At 60.0% G+C, this 22,815-nt stretch carries 14 protein-coding genes; 5 read left to right on the top strand and 9 right to left on the bottom strand.

The annotated features are described in order from the left end of the window. Positions 1-43: 43 nt before the first annotated feature. The 4 genes from NKH49_RS19060 to NKH49_RS19045 all read left to right on the top strand — a co-directional run bounded on the left by NKH49_RS19060 (position 44) and on the right by NKH49_RS19045 (position 4,779). Positions 44-1,681, top strand: coding sequence for a hypothetical protein (locus NKH49_RS19060; RefSeq protein WP_352642702.1), 1,638 nt, complete (start codon positions 44-46; stop codon positions 1,679-1,681). Between the two features lie 230 nt (positions 1,682-1,911). Further along, positions 1,912-3,120 (top strand): DegT/DnrJ/EryC1/StrS family aminotransferase, encoded by a 1,209-nt coding sequence (locus tag NKH49_RS19055; RefSeq protein ID WP_352642704.1) that lies wholly within the window; start codon positions 1,912-1,914, stop codon positions 3,118-3,120. Between the two features lie 22 nt (positions 3,121-3,142). After that, complete coding sequence (locus NKH49_RS19050; protein WP_352642706.1) at positions 3,143-4,498, top strand: hypothetical protein; 1,356 nt, start codon at positions 3,143-3,145, stop codon at positions 4,496-4,498. A gap of 11 nt (positions 4,499-4,509) precedes the next feature. Next, complete coding sequence (locus tag NKH49_RS19045; protein ID WP_352642708.1) at positions 4,510-4,779, top strand: hypothetical protein; 270 nt, start codon at positions 4,510-4,512, stop codon at positions 4,777-4,779. 97 nt (positions 4,780-4,876) lie between these two features. Here NKH49_RS19045 and NKH49_RS19040 read toward each other — a convergent pair whose 3' ends face one another. From NKH49_RS19040 to NKH49_RS19020, 5 genes are all read right to left on the bottom strand, one after another. Beyond that, positions 4,877-5,353 (bottom strand): Mu transposase C-terminal domain-containing protein, encoded by a 477-nt coding sequence (locus NKH49_RS19040; protein ID WP_352642710.1) that lies wholly within the window; start codon positions 5,351-5,353, stop codon positions 4,877-4,879. A gap of 370 nt (positions 5,354-5,723) precedes the next feature. Beyond that, on the bottom strand, positions 5,724-6,572 hold the full coding sequence (locus NKH49_RS19035; protein ID WP_352642712.1) for a phosphoadenosine phosphosulfate reductase domain-containing protein: 849 nt from the start codon (positions 6,570-6,572) through the stop codon (positions 5,724-5,726). Further along, positions 6,569-9,910 carry a hypothetical protein gene (locus NKH49_RS19030; RefSeq protein WP_352828950.1) on the bottom strand — a complete coding sequence of 1,114 codons (3,342 nt, stop codon included), beginning with the start codon at positions 9,908-9,910 and terminating at the stop codon, positions 6,569-6,571. Before NKH49_RS19030 ends, NKH49_RS19035 begins: the two co-directional genes overlap by 4 nt. Further along, the gene (locus tag NKH49_RS19025) at positions 9,907-10,842 is read right to left on the bottom strand and encodes a DUF4007 family protein (RefSeq protein ID WP_352643505.1); all 936 of its coding nucleotides are present in this window, start codon (positions 10,840-10,842) and stop codon (positions 9,907-9,909) included. The genes NKH49_RS19030 and NKH49_RS19025 overlap by 4 nt, the downstream gene beginning before the upstream one ends. Positions 10,843-10,883: 41 nt before the next feature. Next, positions 10,884-12,017 (bottom strand): cysteine desulfurase family protein, encoded by a 1,134-nt coding sequence (locus NKH49_RS19020; RefSeq protein WP_352643503.1) that lies wholly within the window; start codon positions 12,015-12,017, stop codon positions 10,884-10,886. 130 nt (positions 12,018-12,147) lie between these two features. On the opposite strand from NKH49_RS19020, the gene NKH49_RS19015 reads away from it, so the two are divergent. Further along, complete coding sequence (locus NKH49_RS19015) at positions 12,148-12,600, top strand: hypothetical protein (protein ID WP_352643501.1); 453 nt, start codon at positions 12,148-12,150, stop codon at positions 12,598-12,600. Here the strand turns inward: NKH49_RS19015 and NKH49_RS19010 are convergent. The 4 genes from NKH49_RS19010 to NKH49_RS18995 all read right to left on the bottom strand — a co-directional run bounded on the left by NKH49_RS19010 (position 12,588) and on the right by NKH49_RS18995 (position 22,789). Next, the gene (locus tag NKH49_RS19010; RefSeq protein WP_352927301.1) at positions 12,588-17,909 is read right to left on the bottom strand and encodes an FtsK/SpoIIIE domain-containing protein; all 5,322 of its coding nucleotides are present in this window, start codon (positions 17,907-17,909) and stop codon (positions 12,588-12,590) included. The genes NKH49_RS19015 and NKH49_RS19010 overlap by 13 nt on opposite strands. Then, entirely contained in the window at positions 17,906-19,450 is a 1,545-nt protein-coding gene (locus tag NKH49_RS19005; protein WP_352642559.1) for a hypothetical protein, read from the bottom strand. The genes NKH49_RS19010 and NKH49_RS19005 overlap by 4 nt, the downstream gene beginning before the upstream one ends. After that, on the bottom strand, positions 19,450-21,264 hold the full coding sequence (locus NKH49_RS19000) for a hypothetical protein (protein ID WP_352828954.1): 1,815 nt from the start codon (positions 21,262-21,264) through the stop codon (positions 19,450-19,452). Before NKH49_RS19000 ends, NKH49_RS19005 begins: the two co-directional genes overlap by 1 nt. Positions 21,265-21,532: 268 nt before the next feature. Beyond that, complete coding sequence (locus tag NKH49_RS18995; protein WP_352927297.1) at positions 21,533-22,789, bottom strand: endonuclease/exonuclease/phosphatase family protein; 1,257 nt, start codon at positions 22,787-22,789, stop codon at positions 21,533-21,535. Between the last annotated feature and the right edge of the window lie 26 nt (positions 22,790-22,815).

Genomic DNA, 22,815 nt, shown 5'->3' with positions numbered 1-22,815 from the left:
GCACATGAAACTACGCTAATGTAATAGGATACAAGTTACTTTCATGGGCGACATGCTAAAGCTGAATGTTCTTGGCAGGCTAACTCTCACCGACACGGAGGGTCATGATTTTGCGCCGCTCGGCAGCAAGGCGAGGGGAGTGATTGTGTTTCTAGCCGTCGCACCCGGTCACACGCGCACGCGGACCTGGCTGCAGGAGCGACTTTGGAGCGACCGCGCACCCGAGCAAGCAGCAGGCAGCCTGCGGGCAGCTCTCACCGAAATACGCAGAGCGCTTGGACCGCACAGGCAGTTGCTGGTCGCCTCAAGGCATGCGGTAACTTTGGATCAGGCGGGCTTCACTGTTGTCTACGAGGCTCCTGCGGAAAGCCAGATCGGAGGCGCGGTCAAAGCTTTCGAAGACGTAGACATACATGACCGCGAATTCGAGCAGGCCATCCGTGATATACGCAGCCAGGTTCTCCAGAGATGGGTTAGTCAAAGAAGAACCGCGCCAAGGCGCAGGTGCATAGTATTGCTGCGAAGCGATGCGCGAGGAGCCCCGGCGGCTGATGTTGGCGCACGATTGCTGCAGAACCGGATTCTGAGCGCGCTGCGGCAGATCGATAATCTGGAGATCATGGCTGCGAGCGGCGCTGATGACGTTGATGATGTAAGCACACCAGGGGGGCAGCCGCAGGCGATGCTCTTGATCCGCGTGCTTTCCGTTGCGCTCAGTGACGGGGTTTTCCTCTCTTGCGAGATTCACAACGGACGAAAGCTGTGGTCTGAAAATGCGAGCGTGCCCGGCGCTATTGGCGCGATGCATGACTCTGTCGATCTCGACAGGCTTGCGTTGAACACAGTCGAGCACGTTTGCAATGCTTTCGCCGAGGCCGCATCGATTGATGGAGCGGATGCTTGCGCATTCGTCCTGGCGCGTCAGGCGAGAAGTTTGTTCTTCCGCCTGGATAAGGGAAGCTTGATCGATGCCGATCGCCTGTTCAGGCGTGCGTTTGAGATCGAGCCGCGCGGCCGGTACTTGGCGTGGCGTGCCTTCCTGCGCAACGCCGCATTTTTTCAGCACCGCTCGATGTCATTTTTGGACAACGCCGCGCCGATCACCGAACTTGCGGTGGAGGCGCTACGCCACTCCCCGGATGATGCTTCCGTTCAGACGATCAGTTCCCAGATTGAATATGTTCATCAAGGCAATCTGCGTGCCTCTCTGCTGATGGCTCAGGGCGGTGTCGAACGTGACCCGACGGATCCTCTAGGGTGGGCGCTGCTCTCCAACGCTTTGACCACCAATGGTATGTTCGACGAAGGCTACCAGACAGCCCGGCGCTCGTTGGAGCTCACCAAACACAGCCCTTTTCAGTTTTATTTCGAGCATTTTGCCTGCATGGCCGCTGCTGCCCTGGCTGACTACGACCAGGCGCTTTTGCACGCGAAAACGGCGCTTCGATTCCGTCCGGATTTTGTCTCAACGCGGCGCTATGAGGTTGCATTGAATCTTCGCAACGAGGAGACGCCGCAGCTCAGGGAGTCGGTGAACGCCCTGCGGCAGCAGGAACCGGGCTTTACGCCGGCAGCCCTCCTTGATCCGACGTATCCAGTGAACACGCTTCGGCGACTGCCCCTCATGGGGGCGATAGAGAAGAAGGCCACTGCTCGGGTGGGCGATCTGCTGGAGTTCTAGTGGTTGCCCAACGCGCTTGTCAGGAAAGTACTGTCCCTGTCACATAACGCCCTGAGGCAGCAGCCCGCTACACTAAATACCGCGCCCAATAGTGCCTCCTCCGATGCTCCGTGAAATCATCGTGAATTCGCCAAATCACCAGAACAGGCGGCGCGCACCCCACTGTCTTTTTTCTTGAGACCGCTCTATCCAATGAGTGGTTCAATCACGTTCAACTAGGAGAAATCTCCGTGCCTGTGAGAACAAAGGGACTGCCGCCGCGTCCGGATCGCTTTGGTGCCGAAGAACTGGCTGCGCTGACAGCAGCGCTTGACAAGAACAGCCTTTGGTACTGGCCGAAAGCAAATGAAACGTCGATCGTCGCGACTGCGATGGAAGCTTATGCGAAGAGGTTCGGTGCCCATAGTGCCGTCGCCACGTCGTCGGGAACGGCCAGTCTCCATGTGGCCGTCGCAGCTTCCAGAATGCCGCCTGGTTCTGAGGTGATCACCACACCGATCACCGATATAGGCACGATCAACGCCATCCTGTACCAGAACCTCATCCCGGTGTTCGCTGATGTCGATCCCAACACTGCCATGCCTCGACCGGAGCATATCACCGCTGCGATTACCGATCGGACACGCGGCGTAGTCGCCGTCCATTTGACGGGTTGTCCCATGGAAATCGACGACATCGCGGCGATATGCGCACGCAGGGGGTTGTCCCTCATAGAGGACTGCGCTCAGGCGTTGGGCGCGACCTACAAGAGCAAATCCGTCGGGCTATTTGGACATTTCGGATGTTTCAGTCTGAATGATCAAAAACACATCACGTCTGGTGAGGGCGGTTTCGTGTTAACCGGCACCGACCATGACTACTATCTCTGTCATAACTACGCCGACAAATTTTATGATCGCTACGGCAGGAATATCCGGCTGCAGGCGCTCGCACCGAACTACCGCATGAGCGAGCTCGACGGTGCGATGGCAGCGGCTCAGCTTCCGAAACTGGACGGCATTGTTCGCAGGCGCCGAGAGTTGGGTGATCGCCTGGACCGCGAGTTATCCAAAATCCGCGGTGTGATTCCGCAGAGAAAACCGGCTGATGCCGAGTGCAGCTACTTCTTCTATCTTTTGCGGATCGACCCGCGGATCATCACCTGCACCCGCGACCAGTTTTTGAGAGCCCTCGCGAAAGAGGGAATCCCCGCCAGGGCGGCATATGTGCGCGAGCCAATCTATCGGAGCTATTACTTTCTGCAAAAGTCATTCTTCCCGGGGGTGTGGCCAGCAGAAGTCGTGTCGGGGCGCCAGTATGACTATAAATCAGTGTCCTTACCGGGAGCCGAGGAAGCCGTAGCGACCGGAATATCGCTTGAATTGCATGAGGGTTTCGCGGACAGCGACATCGATGATTACATTGCCGCGATTGACCTCGTGGCGAAGAATAATCGTTGAGTTGATCTGGGGGACGGCAGTGATGGCAAACCGTGCACTCTTCATTTCTCTTGTGAGCATGTTTCTCGCGGTCTTCCTGTCCGCCAGTCCTGCTCAGCTCGCCGACAGTCAACCTTGCGCCGTGCCTGAAGGAACCCCATTCAGCAAGGCCGCAAGCATCAAGATCGAATGCTCGAGCACGAGGCCCTTACAAGGGGGCGCAAAGAAGCGAGAATTTGTCGTCAAGCTTCCGTCTCTGTCACAGCAGCCGCAGCAGAAATATCCCTGGCAGGCCATCGATCCGCTCAATTATCCCTCTGCTTATGTGAAGGCACTGCTGGACTACGGTATCAAGGACAATCAGAATATCGACTGGCGCATCGAGGATGATCCATCCAACGGCTGGTGTCACGCCCCATGGTTTCAGGATGTGCGCGAGCGCCTGCGAGGCATGACCGCAGAGCGTCACTCACGTTCGAACGAGCTTCACGCGTTGCAAGGGGAGGGGCGGCAAAATTGGGCCATCGGCTTCTACAATTCGGCTGCATGCCGCAGATTGGCTGAGGTCTGGCAGGATCCCGCTTTCCCGAAAACAAAGAGTTTTGCGTTTCCCGATGGCAGCTATGCGATCAAGGTGCTCTTCACTCAGGCGACACCTTCCGAAGTGCCCTATCTCGCTGGCTCTTTGGAGTGGGATGCAGCAATAGGCGATGCGGGCGAAGTGGCCACGCTGCGGCTGCTTCAAGTCGACGTTGCGGTAAAGGACAGCCGCATTCCGGGAGGTGCCGGTTGGTTTTTCGGTACGTTCATGTATGACGCCGGCACTCCCGGCAACACGCCCTTTGAGAGGCTTGTACCCGTCGGTCTGACGTGGGGCAATGATCCCACGCTGACGGCATTTCAATATGAGCAGCAGGGCAAGACCGTGGCAGAGGCATGGGTCAATGCTGCTGTGGCTGAGAAGTTTTTTCCTTTGCCACGGCACAATCTGGGCCTGTTCGGCCGGCTGAATGGGCCGGTGGACAATCCGAGATCATCTTGCATCGCCTGCCACGGGCAGGCGCTCGATTGGGGGCGAGCAGTCCCGAAAGGAAGTCTTGCCGAGCGAAACGCTCAAATGCTTCTACCGGGCCCCCCGAGCAACACGTCCGACGACGAAGCTCTCGGGCGCTATTTCATGAACCTTGGGACTTCGTCCTCGGTCCAGGGCACGCAGCCCCTTGATTACTCGCTGCAGGTGGCAAAGGGCATCGAGAAGTTCCGCGTGTGGGTGCGGGCAAAGTACCCAAGCATGGTTAATCTTACGACTGATGTTCCAAAATTTGCCTTTCCGACTGATCCTTTCGAGGCCCAGCCGGCTACCACGCCTGAACCATCCGTCAAAATTTTCGCTCGTTAGGGAGTCCGATCATGAAAGATACGATCGCTGAGTGGGCGCTGTGGCTCTCAATCGCCTCATTTGTATTGTATTTGGTCACGGCCGCAGCCCAGGTCATCGCGCAATTCAAATCTGCCAATGGTGCTGCCCAGACAGCTGACGCAATCCCTAACGTGACAGGCTTCTTTGTTGTGCTCAAAGATCTTGTCGAAGCGCTTTCAAAGGCCAGCCCTTCGTTGGTGGCACTCATTGCTTCGATCGCTTATTTGGCGATGGCGGGTTTCGCCAGCGGCGTTTGGTAGGGCCTGAGACAATATGCGGACCGGTGCGGGCGGGGCCTTGCAGTGCGGCGGCGCCGGCGGTCAGGTGGGAGATTTGATCGTTCATATTCACTCCAGCTCAATCTGTATCCTCAACAAAGGGTACAGGTTTGCTGGAGTCGACGCCGCGGAGCGAGCCCAATCCTCGATCATCCACCTTCGATTTCGAAGAAGCCTTCCCGCGTCTCGCAGCCGCCGTCTTGATGGTTGCCGCCTCGACCAATTCTCGCTGCGCGATGGCTGTTCGGACGATGGCGCGGGTGTCGACTTCGCGACGCCCCTTTGCGCGTAGGGTACGCCGGGCGGTCAGTGCCTCGTGCAGCGTTATCGAGGGCAGGGTCACATCGGCATAACGGGCCTCCACGAAGTTTCCTGATGGCCGCCGGACAAAGATGCGCGCCATGTCGCGCGGATCGTATTTGACAAGCAGACGTTGATCCGAACGCCCCACATCGGCGCTCAGTGCCGACGACCAGTAGCGCAGGTTGAACAGATGAATCCCGTCTGGCATCAACGTCCGCTCCTGCTCCGGCAGGAACGTCAGCCAGAAGCGCATTCGATCTTGCGGCAACCGAAGCGGGATTTCGCCCTCGTGCTCCCGCCACACCGCGATCGGCGGGCGGTCCAGACTGCCGTGGATCGATTGATGGTAGGCGCCGACGATGTTGAGAGCGATGTAGCGCTCGAGCTCCCTCAGAGTCAGTGCCGCATGTCGCTTTGAGTCGTAGTCGCCCAGCTCCTGTTCGTTGCTGAACGTTGTTCCGGGCAGGAGATGGCTCTAAGTCCCCAGCAGCCTAGCATCAAGCGAAGGTGTCAAGAACCTCCCCTCTGACTTCCGGCCCAATGCCGGTGACTTTGCCGTGGACAGCTCTCTGGCAGTGGTAAATGCAAGGGTCGCCACGGCGGTCACGCGACACCTCATCCTGTCACTTGTGGCAGATCACACATCCTGCCGCAGCCTCGTCAATTCCGTAGACGTCATCGATCGTAGGCACAACATTGCCGGCGAGCGGGTTCACGCGGCGCCGCGCCAATAGTCGCGCGCGGCGTTGCTCGAACTCGCGCTCGATCTCGTCAATACGGGCCGGCGCGCTGAGCTCGTCTAGGCCCTCTCCCTGGCTCCAGGTGAAGGGTGAGCCGTGATCGCGAGCGGTCTTCTCATATCCCTTGGCCTCGTCGAACGCGTCGGGGTGCTCGCGCATCAATCGCACCCACTCGATTTTTTGCTGGAAGAAACAGAATGTGCACCCCGAGCGAGTCCGCCAGCGATAGTAGTCGGGTTCGCCCAAGCCGGCGCTCTCGAGCGTTTCGATCACGCCAGCCCTGCTGATGCCGTCCTCCCGCAGAGGGAAGTGCACCTGCATGTTGCCATGGGTCGCCTGATAGCCCTCGCGACTGGGTTCATCAGCCCGGATGGCCACGTAGGAATGTACGACAACCCCGGCATCGAGGTCTTCGCGCAGCCACTGCTCGAGCGGACGGAGCTTGAGCTGCCGCGTGCACCACCGAGTTTTGGGGGAGGGCAGGAAGTGATTGTATTCCTTAAGCCAGAAGTCGAAATCCCGGTCCGGATTAAGCCGGGTGATCGGTTTTCCCAAGAACCCCTCAAGCTTGTCGAGGAACGAATACACCTCTTCCAGCTCCTTGCCGGTGTCGGTGAAGAAGTATTCGAGATCGAGCTCTGGCCGGGTCTGCCGCATATGGACGGCGAGGGCCGCGCTATCGCGACCCCCCGATATCCCAAGGATATGACGCTCACGCACCAGATTTGTCATGCTGGCTCCAATCCCTTGCCTTCGGAAAGGCGTTCTACGATGCGCGCGAGAGCGGCAAGCTCCACGGCCGGCCTCATGCCCCTTTGGCGAAGCTGCGCCATCAAGTCGTCTGCCGCCATGTCTGCAGCCGCAAGCTCCTGTTCTGACACCTGGAAAGCGTGAAAAAGAGGCTTCTCCTTTGGATCCAAGCCTACCATCACCGAAATAGCCTGGGAGGTTGGGGACCGGTCGCGAACCGCGGCGAATGTCTCTGCCTCGCGAAAGCGCAGGGAGAGTTTGGCCATTTCGAACATGGCTTGTTCTTGTTCGCGGTCAGACCAGTTACGGGGCGGCTTATGAACGAGCAGGCTCGCTAATCCTTCGATGTCGCCGCCATTTCCCTCGAAAGCGCCGGCACGCATGATGAAGGCATCGACGCGCAGCTCAGCCGACACGCCAGACGCTGTAGACGACCGCGGCCCAATTCCCTCAAAGGTCATCGGGTCGACCCCAAGATGCTCGGCCAGGCTCGTGCGGAGGGTCTCCAGCATTTTTGGATAGGCCTGTTCGGCCTTGTTCAGTGCGGCCACCACGCTGACCCCGGGATCGGGCTCTCCCTCGAGGGCGGACGCGAGGTCTGAAAACAGCAGCGCTTCAGGGTCGCTGGCCTTCAGCACAATGTCCCTGACCTTACGAACATTTTCGGCCAGCGTCTGAGTGCGCTGCGCCCACAGCGGAAGAGCATGGAAACGCTGATAGAGCGCCGATGCGACCGGGAGGGCCTTCGCTTCAACGGGGCTTGTTTCGGTCGAAAGAAGCGCGGCGAGCTGCTGGACGAACGCGTCATCGCGCTTGGAGCGCGAAATCCGGCGGAACTCGATGGCTGCAGGATCCTGCAGAATGCGGTCGGCGACGATATCGTCGATGGCAGGCTGGAAAGCGCCGTCGACGTAGACGGCGACCGCGTTTCTGTGCGCCAGCAGATAGGACAATACCAGTACGGGCATCACGCCCCGCTTGATGCCATATGGCCGCGCTGCCCAGGTGTCGAAGAGTTCGGCCAGGTTCACCCGCTTCTCACCCAGAACCGTCCAGGCAGGCTTCATTGTCTTGCCCGCCTCGGCCTCCGCAGGATCGGCGAAGCGCCACACGCCCTTGTCATCCTGCCGATGAAGGCCCAATGGCCGAACGATCGTTAGGTAGAGCCCGCGCTCGACCGGGAAGTTCTCGATCCCGAGGTCTGCCACGTCCGACTTCGAAACCATGGCATGCATCAAGGTCCTCAGGCCCGCCATGGCGGCAGTCGAGGGCTTATCCCGGTAGAGCAACTCCGATTGGATGACGGGTGCGCTGCTGAAAGCAGTCGTGGCAAGGGCCGACGCCAAGACGGTCAGTTCCCTGCCATCGAGTTTCTTGCCGGATGCGTCTTTTGCGCTGTCACCGAATGCCCACCAGCGGGCCGAAGAGAACGCCTTCAGCAAGTCGCTGCGTACAATCTCGGCGATCAACGATTTACGTGCCGACAATTCTCGGCGGGCGATCCGATCACCCTCGAGCTGCGGATGCGTCTCTTCGATGCGATCCAGGGCATAGAGGTCGCTCGCATGATCCCTAAGCAGATAAACCTGCTCACTCGCGGCCACGCCGGCCAGGACTCCTAGGTTCTCCAATTCGACACTGAGCTGCTTGGCGGCGACCTTGACTGGCGCTTCGAAGCTTCGCGCGTCGGGCAGCAGCATAATGAGAAGACCCGCCGACCGCCGCTTCGTCTTGGCCAATGCCGCAGCGGTCCTCTTGGCCCACGCAGCGGGACTTTGCGGGCTCTCGTCGGCGAACTGAATGACAACGTCGAACGTGCGCAAAGCACCGGTCGCAAAGTAGTGGCTCTTGGCTGCGATCGGCCCCACGCCAAGCCGTGATGGCAAATCAGCCAGAACATCGGCGTCGAGCTTCAGCGCGACCTTGGAGATGGCCTCATCGAGGTCGAAATCGCTGCCGGCGAAGAGGGCATATCCACCAAGCCGCGGCTGACGGATGAGGATCGCACGGTTGACCAGTTCGTCGATCGCCGCCGTAACGTCGGCCTTTTTCGCCTCTGGCGCGCAAAGAGATAGCATGTCGTCGGCAACCGCGAGCCCAGAGCCATTCCTGAACAGCTCGACGACCGCCGCGGCCTTGGCGAGCTTGCCAACCAGCGGGCCATAAAGCGCCGCTTTCTCTACGGCCTCCATGGCCAGTGTCATCCGATTGCTTTCGGGACCAACAGAAAGGGCGCTGCCAAAGTTGGCAACTAAGTAATCCCAAAGCTGATCCGGACCATACCAGGCGTTTCCGTCGACGTCGGCCTGCGCCAAGTGGGCCTGAAACCCGTTGGGTTCCGACGAAGAGAGAAAGCCGAAGACGCTCCGCTCATTTTGTGCAAACCGTTGGCGGGACACCGGTCCCAGCAACAGAGCGGAGACCGGGTGCAATGGCCATGTTTGCGTAAGGATTTCAGTCAGCCCGGCGACATCGACCGGGCGACGATGCGAGATCGCTACCGCCGTCAGGCCAGCGATCGCTTTGGCGCTTGCCGGAGCTTGGTCGCTACCAATGGCGCGAGCGATAAGCGCCGCGACCTCGTCGGCCTGCGCAACGAAGGGCACGTTCTGGTACCGACCCTGGACCTTTGCCCATTCGTTTCGACCAGTCCGGCTCAGCCGATTGGCATATTGCTCAAAAGACTGATGCAAGATGCCGACGACGACCAGCCGACCGTCAGAGCGGGCTGCTCGCTCTGCGAGATCCTGCAAAATATGCACGTCGCCGGCAGAACTCGTCGCGTGCTCGAGGAATTTGCCGAGCTCGTCGATGACGATAAGCAACCCTCCCTTGTGACGAGCACGCGCTTCCAATTCGTCGATAAGTGCTCGCTCGTCGCGCGCTGCTTCCCGCGTCGCTTGAGGCCACTCAAATTGCTCCGCAGCCGCGTCCGCCAAGGCCCCTGCCAGGCTCGTGCGCCGGCCGGTCAGTGCAAGCACATCCCACGAGCGGCCCCGCCCAGGGAACGCAGAGGAAAACTGCTCCGCCAAGTCTGGCCCAACTATCCCTTCGGCGAGCGCGCGTTGCTTCTTGTTGCCAGCGACCAGATTGGCAACAAGCAGCGCCGCACAAGATTTGCCGCCGCCGTAGGGGCCGGTCCAGGTGAACGCAAACTGCGACCCTTCCGCGACCCCCGCTAGCATGGCTATCAACGACTTGCGCACGCTCGCCTGCAATACGTATCCCGTGAGCGGCGGCGTGCCGTTGAGATCGGTGTCGACCCTAGCGGACAGCGCGAACCGGCGTTCGACCTTGACGATGTTGGCGAGCTTGGTCATCCCGATCTCCGCCCACGGTAACCGGCTTTGACGAGATCGAACTCGTCGATTTCCTCGAGACGGCCTGCTAAAGCGACCTGACGGAGGCCCGCGGTGTCGGTCCACACCATTTTCCCGCCGGTTGCGTCCCCGATGCTCATCAGGCGTGCGACGAGGCTATCCTCATCCAGTTTGAAGACGCGCCCGGGGGAGCCGGGGTCATACTGCACCTGCTCCACCGAGAGGGTGGGGGATAGCGAGTGGTGACGCTCCCAGAACTGCTTCAATACCAGCGCAAATATGCTTTCTTCCAGCGAGGGCTTCTGCCCGCGGACGAATTCGAGTTGCCCGGTCGAGCGCTGCTCGCGCAGCAGGCCGAGTTCGACGAGCAGCGGTTCTACCGCGTCTTCCCCTGCGTCGGCGTGACGCGGCGCATAGCTGCGAACGAACACTTCCACGTCGCGCTTGAGGGTCTCGGCAGTTGCTCTTGCGGTCGCGCGCGCTTCAACGATGGCCGCCATGGCCCTCACGAGATCGTCTCGGGTAAAGGCAATCTGATTGAGCAGGTTGAAGGCGTAATAGAACGTCGTTGCGGCGTGCGGCTGACTCACAAGATGGGCATGCATCAACCACAGGGTCGACGGATGCTCGAGATATGGGTCGAGCCCGGTGCCGTCCGTGAAAATCAATCGCCCTAGAGGGGTGGCATGAAGATGGGTGGGGCTATCAACCAGGATCTTCGTCGCCAGCGCCCAATGACGCATCGAGAGCGCCATATTCTTGCCGACGCCGAAGGTGGCGATTGCGTTTTGTTCCTGAAATGTTCTACGATCGACTCCATCTGGGCCGGACGCATGATCGAACGCCTTCTTCAGCCACAACAGCCGAAGCGAGAAGGTCTCGTGGCCCGAAACGCGAATCGCGGTGGCCGGATCATAAAGGTCGTTCAACATGGGAGTGGATGCTACTGGAGACTGTCGCCAGTTGGCAATCCTTAGCGGCCGACTATTTCCGAAAGCGCGATCGCGGCGTCCGTGGCGTCCATCTCGGTATTATAGCGGGAAAAGTATAGACGAACAGTTTCCGCTGCCTGTTGGTGAGTAAATCCCATCTCAAGGAGCACATGCGAGGCAGTAATCTGCCCGCTCGTGCAAGCTGATCCTTCGGAAATCGAAATCCGATCCCCGGCTTTCGCGATTATCGACATCGCGCCATTGCCGGGGAATCTCAGACTCAAGCTGCCTGGCACGCGTTGCCAAGCAGGAACATTTTCGATGAATTGGACTTGCCTGTTGCGCAACTCGTCTAGGAACAAAGCCGACAAGCCCGTTGAATGGACGGCGTCCGCTGCGAGCCGCGCCCTGGAGACCTTGGCGGCGGCGCCAAATCCAACCACGAGCGGCGTCGGTACGGTCCCAGGACGGATCCCAGCTTCCTGACCGCCGCCGAACAACAGCGGCAACGGGCGGAGTGGAGCGGCAGATGATATGAACAGTGCGCCGATACCCATTGGGCCGTACATTTTGTGCGATGATATGCTCGCAAGGTCGAAATCCGAAAAGTCCAATGGAAGCTTGCCCAGCCCTTGTGCAGCGTCGACATGCACGAGCGCCCCCGCCGAACGAGCAATACGAACGACATCGGCGAGCGGTTGGATGGATCCCACCTCGTTGCTGACCGCCATCACCGATACCAAGAGCGTCTCGGCGTCGACCAGCCGTTCGAGCGCCGAAATATCGATGACCCCGTTCACATCAACCGGCGCTTCAATGATGCGGAAGCCAGCACTGCGCAGCGAGCCCGCGGCCGACAGCACGCTCTTGTGCTCGATGGCAGATACGACAATGTCACGCCCCCCGAAGCCACCTTCGAGTGCGGCGAGGGCGATGCCCCTTATCGCGATGTTGTTCGCCTCGGTCGCCCCGGAGGTGAAGACGAGTTCCTGTGGATCAGAGCCGATGAGGGAAGCGAGTTGCGAACGCGCAGTCTCAACGGCCTGTGACGCCAACATGCCACTCACGTGAGGCGAGTGCGGATTGCCGACCTGAGCATGCCACCAAGGTGCCATTGCTTCCATCGCCTCTGGCGCCAGCGGGGTTGTCGAGTGGCCATCAAGATAGATCGGCATAAACGCATGTGACTCTGTCTTCGGATCAAGCTCAACCTAATCCGGAACGGGGAAAATTCGAAATCGGCTCACGATCGAGGCTCAGGCAATTTGCTGATAGCATACAGGGCGAACAGGAGATGCGTATCCCATGACTGAAGGCAACGACGTCAACGTCAAAGAAATCTACAAGGAGCAATACGCCCACTTCAGAGCGATGAACGACATCCTCTACAAGATTCCCCCGCTGTTCTCAGTGGCAATCGGCGGCTTGTGGTACTTCGCGGCATCCCAGCTCAAGAGCGATCGGCTCATCGCCGTCGGCATTTTCCTGTTCGCCGCCGTCGTGAGTGTGGCCAGCGTTTTCATCATGGGTCGCTTCAGCCAGGCTTTCAGCCTCTACATCACCAATTTGAACAAGCTCGACGGCGACTACGCCGTCTCGCTCAAGAACAAGGACAAGAAATGGCCGCCCTCAACGGTAAAGATCATTCAGTTTCTGTTGTGGGTCGCGGCCGCGATGTCGTGCGCCGGGGTCATCTATGCCCTCGTCCTCCTGTTCGCTCCTGCCCCGCCTCCGGTTTTGCCAGCTCAGCCGTCCTGAGCAGCGATAGCCGACACGACGTCTTCTATATCCTCATCGGACAGGAATGGTGCCTGTGCGAAGACGGTCGAGGCCTCGCCGCTCAGTCGCGCGGCCAGGTGCCCGAGGCCGAGCAGGTTCTCGGCGCCCTTCATTCCGAGGGCGATCTCTGAGGTTCCGACGCTCGCGACCTTGAGGATCAGCCGATTACCGAGATTGTCACGCAGCTGAACAGGCATGACTCCGGCATCGGGCCGTTGTGCCGCAAAGACGAGGTGAATGCCGGCGGCTCGCGCCTTCACTCCAAGTCTGGAAACGATCGAGGTGACGGCACCCTTGTAATCCTCGGTCAGCATCCATTCGGCGAACTCGTCGTGGATGAGAAACTTCATCGGCAGCCGTGCTTCTGGCGTGGCCTTGATGTTGAACGATCGAATGTCGCGAGCCCCGCTCTGCCTGAAAAGCTCGTACCGCCGGTCCATCTCGACGACGAGCCCCTCCATCATTTCGATCGCGGCCGCTTGGTCAATGATGATCCCACCCTTCACATGCGGCAACCGCTCGATAGCGGAGTAGTCGACGCCCATTTTCGGATCGATCAGGTGAATGTGCACCAGGCCACTAGGATTGGTCGCTGCGATGTCGAGGATCAGGGCCTGGATCAGCACCGATTTACCGCTGCCAGTCGCGCCGGCAATCAGCGTGTGCGGGTCGTGTTGTGAGACGCCAGCAAAGGGACCGCCCAAGTTGAGATAGAGAATTTCTCCGTCCAGCTCGCGCAGGCCGAGAAGGAAGCTCGTGTTCAGACCGGCGGCGTTGCGGTTCAGGGCGCGGCGCTCCCAGAGATCCCACATTGAGACAATCTGCCGCTTTGCTCTTGCCACGCCCACTACGATCTCGCCGGGCAGTGGCGAGATCGAGATCACTCTCAGGCCATGCGTGGTCAGAAGGGCCGACTGCTTGGCCTCGATGTCTTCAACGCGCAGGCGATCGCTGCCGACAAATCGCACCAAGGCGGCGTTTGGCGTCAATCGCGTCCCCGCGATCTTGGCCTGCAGATTGTACCCCATAAGGGCCGTACGCAGCCGGCCGGCTGTTGCCTCGAGCCATTGTTCGTCCTCGTCAGCCGCAGACTGCACCTGTCCCGCCCGTCGGGACACCATCCCGGCAAAACTCTCGTTGTCCCCGGGAATCGATCCTTCCACCTCCTGCTCCTCCCGATCAGGCGGAGTGGCGTGGGAAGCCGAATGAGGACCAGCCTCATCGGCATCGGCAAGAGGCGCTGTATCGGCACTTCCTTTGGGCCCAGCCGGAAGGGGCGTGGGTGTCATTGGCGGAGACGGGGCGTCCGGTTCGGGGCCGGCACCACTCGCCGCGTTGCTCCTGGTGGTCCACCGAACGCGCGGCGCTGGCGCGCGGAACTCAGATGTCTCCCACGGCCTGTGATCCCCTAAGGCCCGCCTAATCGGCATCAATGGCTCAGACGCCTCATAGGCCTTGATCAGTTGCCGCAGACCTTCGCGTGTGTAGATCTCCTGCAGTCCCCGGACCTCGGTCACTTCGTCCTGATCGCCGGGGGAACCACCCGCGTCTGCGGGTCCCGAGACAAAAATGTGGGAATAGCCCTTTAGATCGATTTCCACCGTGCCGTTGCGGATGCCGTTCCTCACCTCCTCGAGCGAAAAGCCTGCGGTTAGAGCCGACGGCTCATCGAGCAGGATGTCCGCAAGACGCGAAAGCCATAGGTCACGGTCAAGCCGTCCCGGATCGCCGAAGAGCGCGTCCTCGATCCGGCGCATCGTTTGTCGTAACTGCTGGCTGGAATGACGTTTGGCTTCCGCCAGGCCACTGGCCTCGACATATTTCGCTTCGGTCACCACAGCGCGAAGCCTGGGGCGCCCATCGGGCCCCGGGTCGACGCTGAGCGCAAGAATGTCGGCAATCCCTTCCTCTCGCTGGCCCAGCCATTGTGCGTAATCGTCGAGGAGGAACCACGATGCCGGACGCTTCAGAAGCTCCTCAGCAATAAGCGCACGACTGAGGACCAGGCCTATTAATTCACCAGCCGATACGCCGCGCTTGGCCGCACGCAGTATGACATCTCCAGAGATGGCCGTCGCGTCGGCGATCATCTTCTGGGCAAGCGCCGATAAACGGTCGTCGCTAAGCCCTAGGTTGAGTTGATCGAGGCGTCGACGGACAAGCACCGGAAGGACACGCAGGTCGGAGGTCGAGGACACCACCATGTTGCGGCCGTGCGTCCGTTCGCGCCGATATCGGATGACCTTGATGCCCTGCGCCATGAGCTGCCGCTTGTCGAGCAGGTCGTCATAAGTGGCGACCCACTCGGCCAGGCCGTGAACATCCTTGAACATGGCCTCTAGGCCATGGTCCTGCAGCGAAATCTGACGCGCGGGCAGGTAATGCTCGTTGTCGCGATGCGACTGTTTGCGGATCACGGCCGCCAGTGCGTCGAGATAGGACCAGCCGACCCGAGGTTGGCGGGGCGAAACCAGATAGCTTGTGGCGGTGAGTTGCTCTTCTCCAACGACCCGGCGATACGACCAGCGAGGCGGCACGTGGTCGGCGATTGAGGGGGCCATGTCGTCGTTGCGCGGGACAGAAAACCAGGCCTCCTTGGCCTGACGCGATACGACATCATGCAGGAACGCCACGTCCACGCTGCGCTCGTCAGGCGCCCGGCGCCCCGTGCTGCCCTCAAGCATCACCCCGATTCTGAGCTTCGACATGAAGTTGAGCGACGTTTCACTGACGACGATTGCGTCGGGGTCGTTGCCGGACTGATCCAGGAGATCGGTATAGACCTTGTTGAGCTTCGAGCGGTCTCGATGGCGGACGAGGACGTTGCAGTGGACCTCGTCTTCGTGAACTGACCCCAACGCGTTGACCGTGGCCAATGGAAGGCCAGCAGCATCGCAGTTGTAGAGCATGATGCTCAGATTGGCGCGCTCATGCGGCTGCAAGTCGAGATAACGGCCGATCAGCCCGCGGATCTCACGCGCAGCCTCGGCCGGATCCACATCGGTGGATGCTTCCGAGGGATCGCGAACCGGCCGTTCCATGAAGCTGTAATCGTTGAGTGTGCTCGTCTCCGTCAGGAGAACCGCTTCACCCCCCGTGAAACCCGGTACTGCCTCGGGATAGTAAGGGTGCGCGAGTTCAGACCGGAGATCGGCAAAAAAGAGCCGCTGGTCGCCGAAATTGACTTCCTCCGCCTTGAGCAGGTGATCAATCAGGCCGCACAGACATCGCATCTTGACTGCCGTTGCGGCCATCCGCATCGGGTGCCAAGGTGCTACGATCGCGGCCGGCGTCGAACCGGCAATCTGAACCGTGCCGATCCTGAGGATCGGTTCCCACAGGTCCCGCCGGTTTAAGTCGCCTGGCGCCGAGCTACGAAGTTGCTCAAGCAGCCTTGCATACAAATCGGCCTGTTCGAGCTGAGGTGTTCCCCCCATGCCGTTCGTCCGCCAATCTTCGATGGCAGCCGAGTAGCCCGCGACGAAGGCAGTCCATGTCTCTCCAAGATCCGCGCCGGCAGGCGGCGTCATACGACCGCCCGCGACGGCTGCCTTGATGGCCCTGGGCAGGGCCTTGCTTAAGTCTTCGACATTGGTCGATCGTGGAACCAACGATCCCGCATCCTGGCGGAAGGAGGGCTGTAGAGTACCCACGTCGGCGAGCGACACCGACTGCATCGCCCCCTTCTTGCTGACCAGCATGCGTGACACTTCGGCAATGCCGAATGGGTTCTTTTCGAGCCGGGCCAAGTCGTCGGGCAACGCCAATCCGATCGCGTTTGGCTCGGCCCGCCAGATCAACTGAACCGTGTTTTTCTCCGCACCCGGGCCGCTTCCTACGGTCAGAGTGAGGTCGAACTTGATCTGAATGTTTGCGCGCGACGTCGAGACGTTCTCGCGGAATTTCCGGCTCTTGCTTGCGGCTTCGAGCAGCGCCTCGAACTCGAAAATGTGCGGCGTGTCCCAGCTAATCGCCTGTGGGAGAACCTGACGAAGGGCCTTGTACTTGAGGCTGAAGGCGCGGGCTACGTCCGCATTCATGTCCAGCCATTGCGTCTTGGTCCGGCGTGAAGACCGGATCTCGATCCGGCGAGGCATCTTGAGCGTGCCGAGCTGGGCAAAAAGCCGCTCGATGCTGCGGACCAAGCCATCGAGGAAATCCGTGCACTCAATAGGGCGTCCGTAGACGAACTTCTCCCATTTGGCGCGCAACTGCCTGTTGGCCGCCAGATCCTCCCGATGAGCTTCGAAGAACTCGCGGTCGTCCTCTCGCGATTCCTTGAGGGATCGACCCTTGAGATCGCTGAGATACGCCTTGTCCGGATCGTTGAGGCGATCGGGACGCTCGTAGTCGAAAAACTGAGCGGTCTCTTCCGGAAGCTTCAACTTCTTGAGCTTGAGGCCCGAGAAGATGAGAAGGATATTGTCCTGTTCCCACTCGAGCTCAGCGAGTTTTTCGGTCGCCTCCCGCCACCCGGCTGGCGAGTCGACGAATGCCTCGATCATCGGGTGCAGCTCGGCGGCGATCTCGTCTCGAACCGTCTCGAACTGATCCCGCAGCTCGTCGGCTTCGATCGGCTGGCGGTTGGGCCGCTGCTTGGAAAGCAATGGTCGACGGTCAGTGATGAGTTTGTCGTAAAGGCGTCTCCAGCGGCTTTGCTGCTGCAGGTCCTTTGGCCGCTGCGAGCGGAAATATCCTGTGTCGCGCGGCAATTGCAGTGCAGGTAGCGCCCAGCCAAGTGCGTCCGCCACGGGCAGCGACATACTGTCGATCGCGTCTCGCGTCATGGCAACATAGTTGCTGAGTTGCGCGAGTGGCCAGTCATCGACACTGGACAGGGCCTTGAGGGCTATGTGCCATGCTTCGATGTGCTCTTCCGGCAGCCCAAGACCATCGGACGCAGGAAACACCCAATAGGCGGGTCCTTCCTTCAGTTCCTTGGCGCCGATCAGCGCCACATCGTGCAATGAAGCGCCCTGATCATCGTCGGTGTTCGCGATAAGGAGCGCGGGACGGTCGCACTCGGCATGCCGCCACGCCACGGTCCTCTCGTCGGTGATCACGGAATCGGGCAGGCCCTGGCCATCGACGAGAGCGCGGGGCACGGCAATCTTGACTTGCGACTGGATCGAAGCGTCAGAAACCAACTGCCTGACGATCGCGGCAACCTGCGGCCCGGTGAGACGATCGAGCATGAAGCGAGCTGTGCCGCTGTCGGCTCCGAGACCCTGCAGGCGCTCTTGCAGCGCCGCAGCCCCTGCCGTGCCGATCAGATCGAGAGCGTTCATGCTCGCACCTCGCGGCGAAACGGATTTTCGACGTAGGCGGCCGAGTCCGACAGCCGGTTGAGCAGGCCGAGGCTAATCAGCCGTTCCTCCAGTCGCCGCGCATTATCGGAGAAGTCTTCCTGATCGGCTTTTCCGGCGCCGATGATGCTCGCTGCCTGTTGATCTCCGATCACAAAGCCATAGCGGTCGTGCATCGCGGCGAGGAAGTCCTTGAACTCCATTCGCTCGCTCACGCAGCAAACAACCAGCGTCTTGAGCAGCCGGTCGGTCGGTGCGTAGCGCACGCGGCGGCTTGAGCGACGCGAGCTCAACCCGATCTGCCGCGCCCAGGTCGAATGCACCTTGCCTACATGTTGCGCGTGTCTGGTTTTCGCCCTGCCGACGAGCTCGTCGATCAGGTCGCCAGGATTGCTCATCCCGGTCGGTAGGTCGTCGGGGTCCGGCCAGTCGAACTGGCGTCCCAATACCTCCGCGGCGCTGAGGACGGCATCGTCCGATGTAACGGCGTGCTGCCACTCATGAGAACTTTCGGCACTGCGGACGTAATGCTCAATGGCAAGACCCGGCAGCGCATTGTTCGCCTGAAAGGAGTCCGCCGCAAGGTCACGGATCACCGTCTTTCGTGGCGATACGATCTCGCAAATCATCGTGATGGGCACCGAGTCCAGCAGTTCTCGCGCCCGGTCAAGCTGGTACTGAACAAGATTGAGCCCGGTGATGGTTACGATGTGCGGCAGAGCGTCGAACACCGAAATCGGGCTGTCCAGAATAGCGATCCAATCCTCGGCAAGTTGATCGAAGATCGGGTGGGTCGAGCAGGGCAAGTATGAACCCGGCCGATCACGCTCGGCAAGTTGTGGCTCCCCTTGCAGCGCAGCGACCAACCGATCGTAGACGGTTGGCTGCTCAAAGAGCTTTGCGACCAGTCGTTGTTTGAGCTCGGCGGCTCGCTTCGACCGGCAAAGCATCAGGTAGAGAACTTCGCCGGTTCGAGCGAAGAAACGTCTGTCGGTCGAAACACCAGACGCCGTCACAGCGGCATCCTCGTAAAGCGCGCTGGGACCGAAGGGGAAGACGAACTTTGAACTCCAGCGTTTATTGCTGGTGCCTTCGATGGCGGACGACTGCAAGAACCCCACCACAGAGGCGAAGTCGTCGAAGCTGTCGAAGCGGCCACGGAGGTAACTGAAGTCGCGGCTCTCAAGGCCGCCGGCGTTCTGTTCCATCAACTCCAGCCATTTGGTCCAGGCTGCATCGTCGGAAAGCTTTTCGGCCCCGATGGTCAGAAGGTAGGGATTGTTGAAGATGAGATTGCGCAGTCGCAATTGCGTCTGCGGACGATAGGACAGTGCGTTGAACTCCTCTTCCGCCAAGGCGCGGCCGGCAACGTGCTCCGATCGGAGCACGCCAAGGAATTCAAGCACAATCAGCCAGGGCGTCTGTTCGTCATGCAGGCGATGCCCCCAGATCGCTTCATCGACCCAGAACGCGGGTCCAGTGCGATCCTCATGGGAAATTGGGCGTTTCAGGATCTCCATCATCAGAGCCTCACCGTCACACTACGCGATGATGCACGACCATCAGAATTGAGGTCGATGAACTTGAGGACGATCCCGTCACTGCGATCGTCACCGTCAAGGAACCGCCGCCGTTCGACGGCGCTCAGAAGCCGTGCCTTAAACGCAAGAAGGTCCTCGTGGCACTCGAGCGAAAAACTCGTAGGCAATGCGCCCTCGGCCACACGGCCCAAGAACTCAAAGCGGGTCGTCGACAATTGCAGCGTGACTTCAGGCGGATCATCACGCGCAAGCCGAACCACCAGCTTCATGCCTCCATCCCCGTCACCGAGCAACGCCACTTCCTCGCCAGCCCGGCGGGCGACGGACACGAATTCCTCCAGCAGAGGACTGGTCCTCGACTGCGATTGGCTTCCTGAACTTGCAAGGACTAGCTCGTCCTGGTTCTGGATCAGCATGCCGGTGAACACCCGGTTCAGCCCGCGCATGAGCATGGGCATCACCTGCCGCGGCAATGCTCGTTTCTCGGCCAACGCGCGACTGGTCTCGAGATAGAGCCCGGCGTACCGAAAGACGGTCAGGTCCCAGAGGTCCAGCGTGTCTGCCAGGTCGTCTGAGATGGTAAAGAACAACCGCTGACGCTGCCCGCGAAGGAGCCCGAGAAAACGGGCGACAGCGTTCGGATCGTCGCCCTCGAGGTAGGACTGTTGCGCCCGTTTATAGGCTGGCGTCTCGCCGTAGACCTGATCGGTTTGCACCAGGGTTCTGTAGGTTTCCACCAGTGCCGGATCGTCGGCGCCGTAGACCAGCATATTATCGACTTTGTTGCTCGTTTCCGAGCCGATGCCGAACAGGTTGAGCTTGCGAAAGGGTTCGGTTCTTTCTGCTCGGCTTGGTTTCAAGTTGCCGCCGAACACGTTGCGGTAGGGACTGGCTCGCTCCGCGGTTCCCGCAGCTGCCAATTCGACGACATCGGTGCACGCCATTAGTCCGTCGCGTGCGTCGGGATGGCCAAGAATGATGTTCGTGACGAGGGATAGGACCTGCCGGATGGTAAAGTGACCACCATTATGTTCGCTAGCTTCGACCAGATTGCCGAGCCGTCGCCGGAAGAGACGATTGTCGTGGGTTCCGACCAGCCGTTCGCGGTTCTCGCGGATCGGACAGGTTGCCCCATTCATCGCCGGACAATCCGCGCAGCCGTCCCAACCGGGGTGCAGCGTCACCGCATCGATGACCTGATCGATCATCACGGCGGCGGCAGACCGACTGAGATCCCTCAAATCGAGCTTAATCGCAGAGTTCCCGCTGCGGCCAACGACCAGGAGATTCTCCACCACCTCGACAAGAGCGCTTGTCGTCTTGTCGCTGCAGGCGGTCTTCATCTTTTCTAGAAGCTGGCCATGATTGGCCGCCATCAGATAGACCCTGGGGGAATTGGGGTCTGCGACATCCCACGCCATCTGCTCGATCAGCGGTTTACTCTCGTCGGAGCGAAGCTCGCTTAGGTCCTTGACGACGATGAGTTGGCGAGACCCCAAGCTGAGGCGCTGGATCTTCTCTCCGCCATTCCAATCTTCAATCGTGCCTCCAAGCTCTAGCCACACGCGTCGGCAGTGATAGGTCTTTCCGTCGCCGGCGGTGCCCGTGAGGATAACGGACTGGCATTCTTCTGACCTGAAATTGTCGACCAACCATGCCAGATGCTGGGCCGGCAGCTCGATTGGCTGCATCTTCAAGCGAGCCAACGCCCGCTGAATGGTCTCGTCGTACATATTATCGTTGGTCGGAATGGGTCCGTAGTTCCGAAGAAATCGGATCCAGTTGTTGGTCGGCATGCGCTATCCCCCCACGACTGCCGCCTCGCGCTGACGACCGTCCTGGAATTCCAGCGCAGCCCCATGAAAATCAGTCAGTTGCAGACTACTGTAGAACTCGTGAAACGCAACAATACAACACCGAGGGGTCGGCGAACGCCATCTCCTCACCCCTTCGCGGCAGGGATCCAAAGATTGGGGCCCCGTTAAACGCAGGGGATAAGACGTCCTTATTCATCTGTGCGACCATGAAACCGGCCAAGCGAAGAACGCGCCGAGTCTCTCAGACCTAAAAGCTAAAACTTGCGATCAACGGGCAATGGTCTGCGATGCCGAGCAGCGGCTCGGGATTGTCTTTGTTGGGATGACGACTCCCCCCGAGTCTTCCAATCGAGGTATGCGTCGCATCACCTCGAGGGATAAGGCCCGGTCCCAGCAAGATGTGGTCGAGCCCGATGGGATTTCGGCACCCAAGATAGGTGTGAAACCTCAAGACATCGACTTCTGGCGTATCAAGTGCCCGCGTCTCACCCATCCCGCACAGAAGCTTCCCAACCTCATTGAGAGGACACAGCTCCTTGAGCATCGTGAAGGCGCTCGATGCAGGCTTGCCGTCGATGACTTCCTCAAACAGGGAGCTCACGCGCACGCCGGCGGGGAGTGGGGTTGTAGGGTCGCTGCCATCACTTCGCACCGCTCGGGAGTCCTCAAGCTCGTGCCAGAGGTTGCGATTGAAGTCGCCCAGCAGGATGGTCTTGTCGGTGACCGCCGTCTCTCGGTCGATCCAGGTCTCTAGGGGGACGATCTGGTCGTGCAGGATCTGGCAAGCGGACGCATCTCCAGCCAGTGGGTTTCCACCGATGGGGGAGACGCAGCTCGATTTCAGATGCACATTGAGGACTTGCAGACGCGTTCCGCCGATATCGATGGCCAAGGACAGCCCTGGCCGGGGCTGATCCTTGGGTGGCCTGACATCTTTGAGCGTCAGAGGGTCTTCGGTCGCGCAAGCGATCTGGCTGCCCAGAGACCTCTTCCATGCGATGGCAAGACGTTGGACCTTGAAGGTCGTGAAGGAGCAGACCTCCCAATCGGCAGCGCCGTTTGGCAAAACCTCAAGAACAGCTTCTTTGCCGCTTACTTCCTGAAAGGCGATGATATCGGCCGGAACGCTGTTCGCGATGAAATTTTGTATTTGGGTGCGGCGTTGCTCGTACGCGGCGAGTGTGACGCGGACGGTGGCAAATCCGACTCCCTGCTTATTGGCTCCGTAGACATCGCAAACAGGAAAGCGGGCGGCATCCCAACCCTCTATATCGAATGCGTTGATGTCCCATCCGAACTGCGCACCGATCTGTGTCGATGGGCGGTATCTTTTTGTGGCCAGGTCCAACTCGTAAGTTGCGGTGCAGGCTTCGATCCAGTCCGTGACTGTCGCGCGATCCATGTGCCAACCCAGATTCCAGGTGGCAATGCTGATATCACGCGCGGCAGCCGCGCCCGCCAGACTCGAAAACAACAGGCTCAGAAGCACAAATAGGCGACGCATCAATGACCCCCTGAATTGGAATGGGC

It is taken from the genome of Mesorhizobium sp. M1088 (genome assembly GCF_040318575.1).
GTDB lineage: Bacteria > Pseudomonadota > Alphaproteobacteria > Rhizobiales > Rhizobiaceae > Mesorhizobium.
Note: the sequence above shows the minus strand (reverse complement) of the source record. Positions and strands in the feature narration are given on the sequence as shown.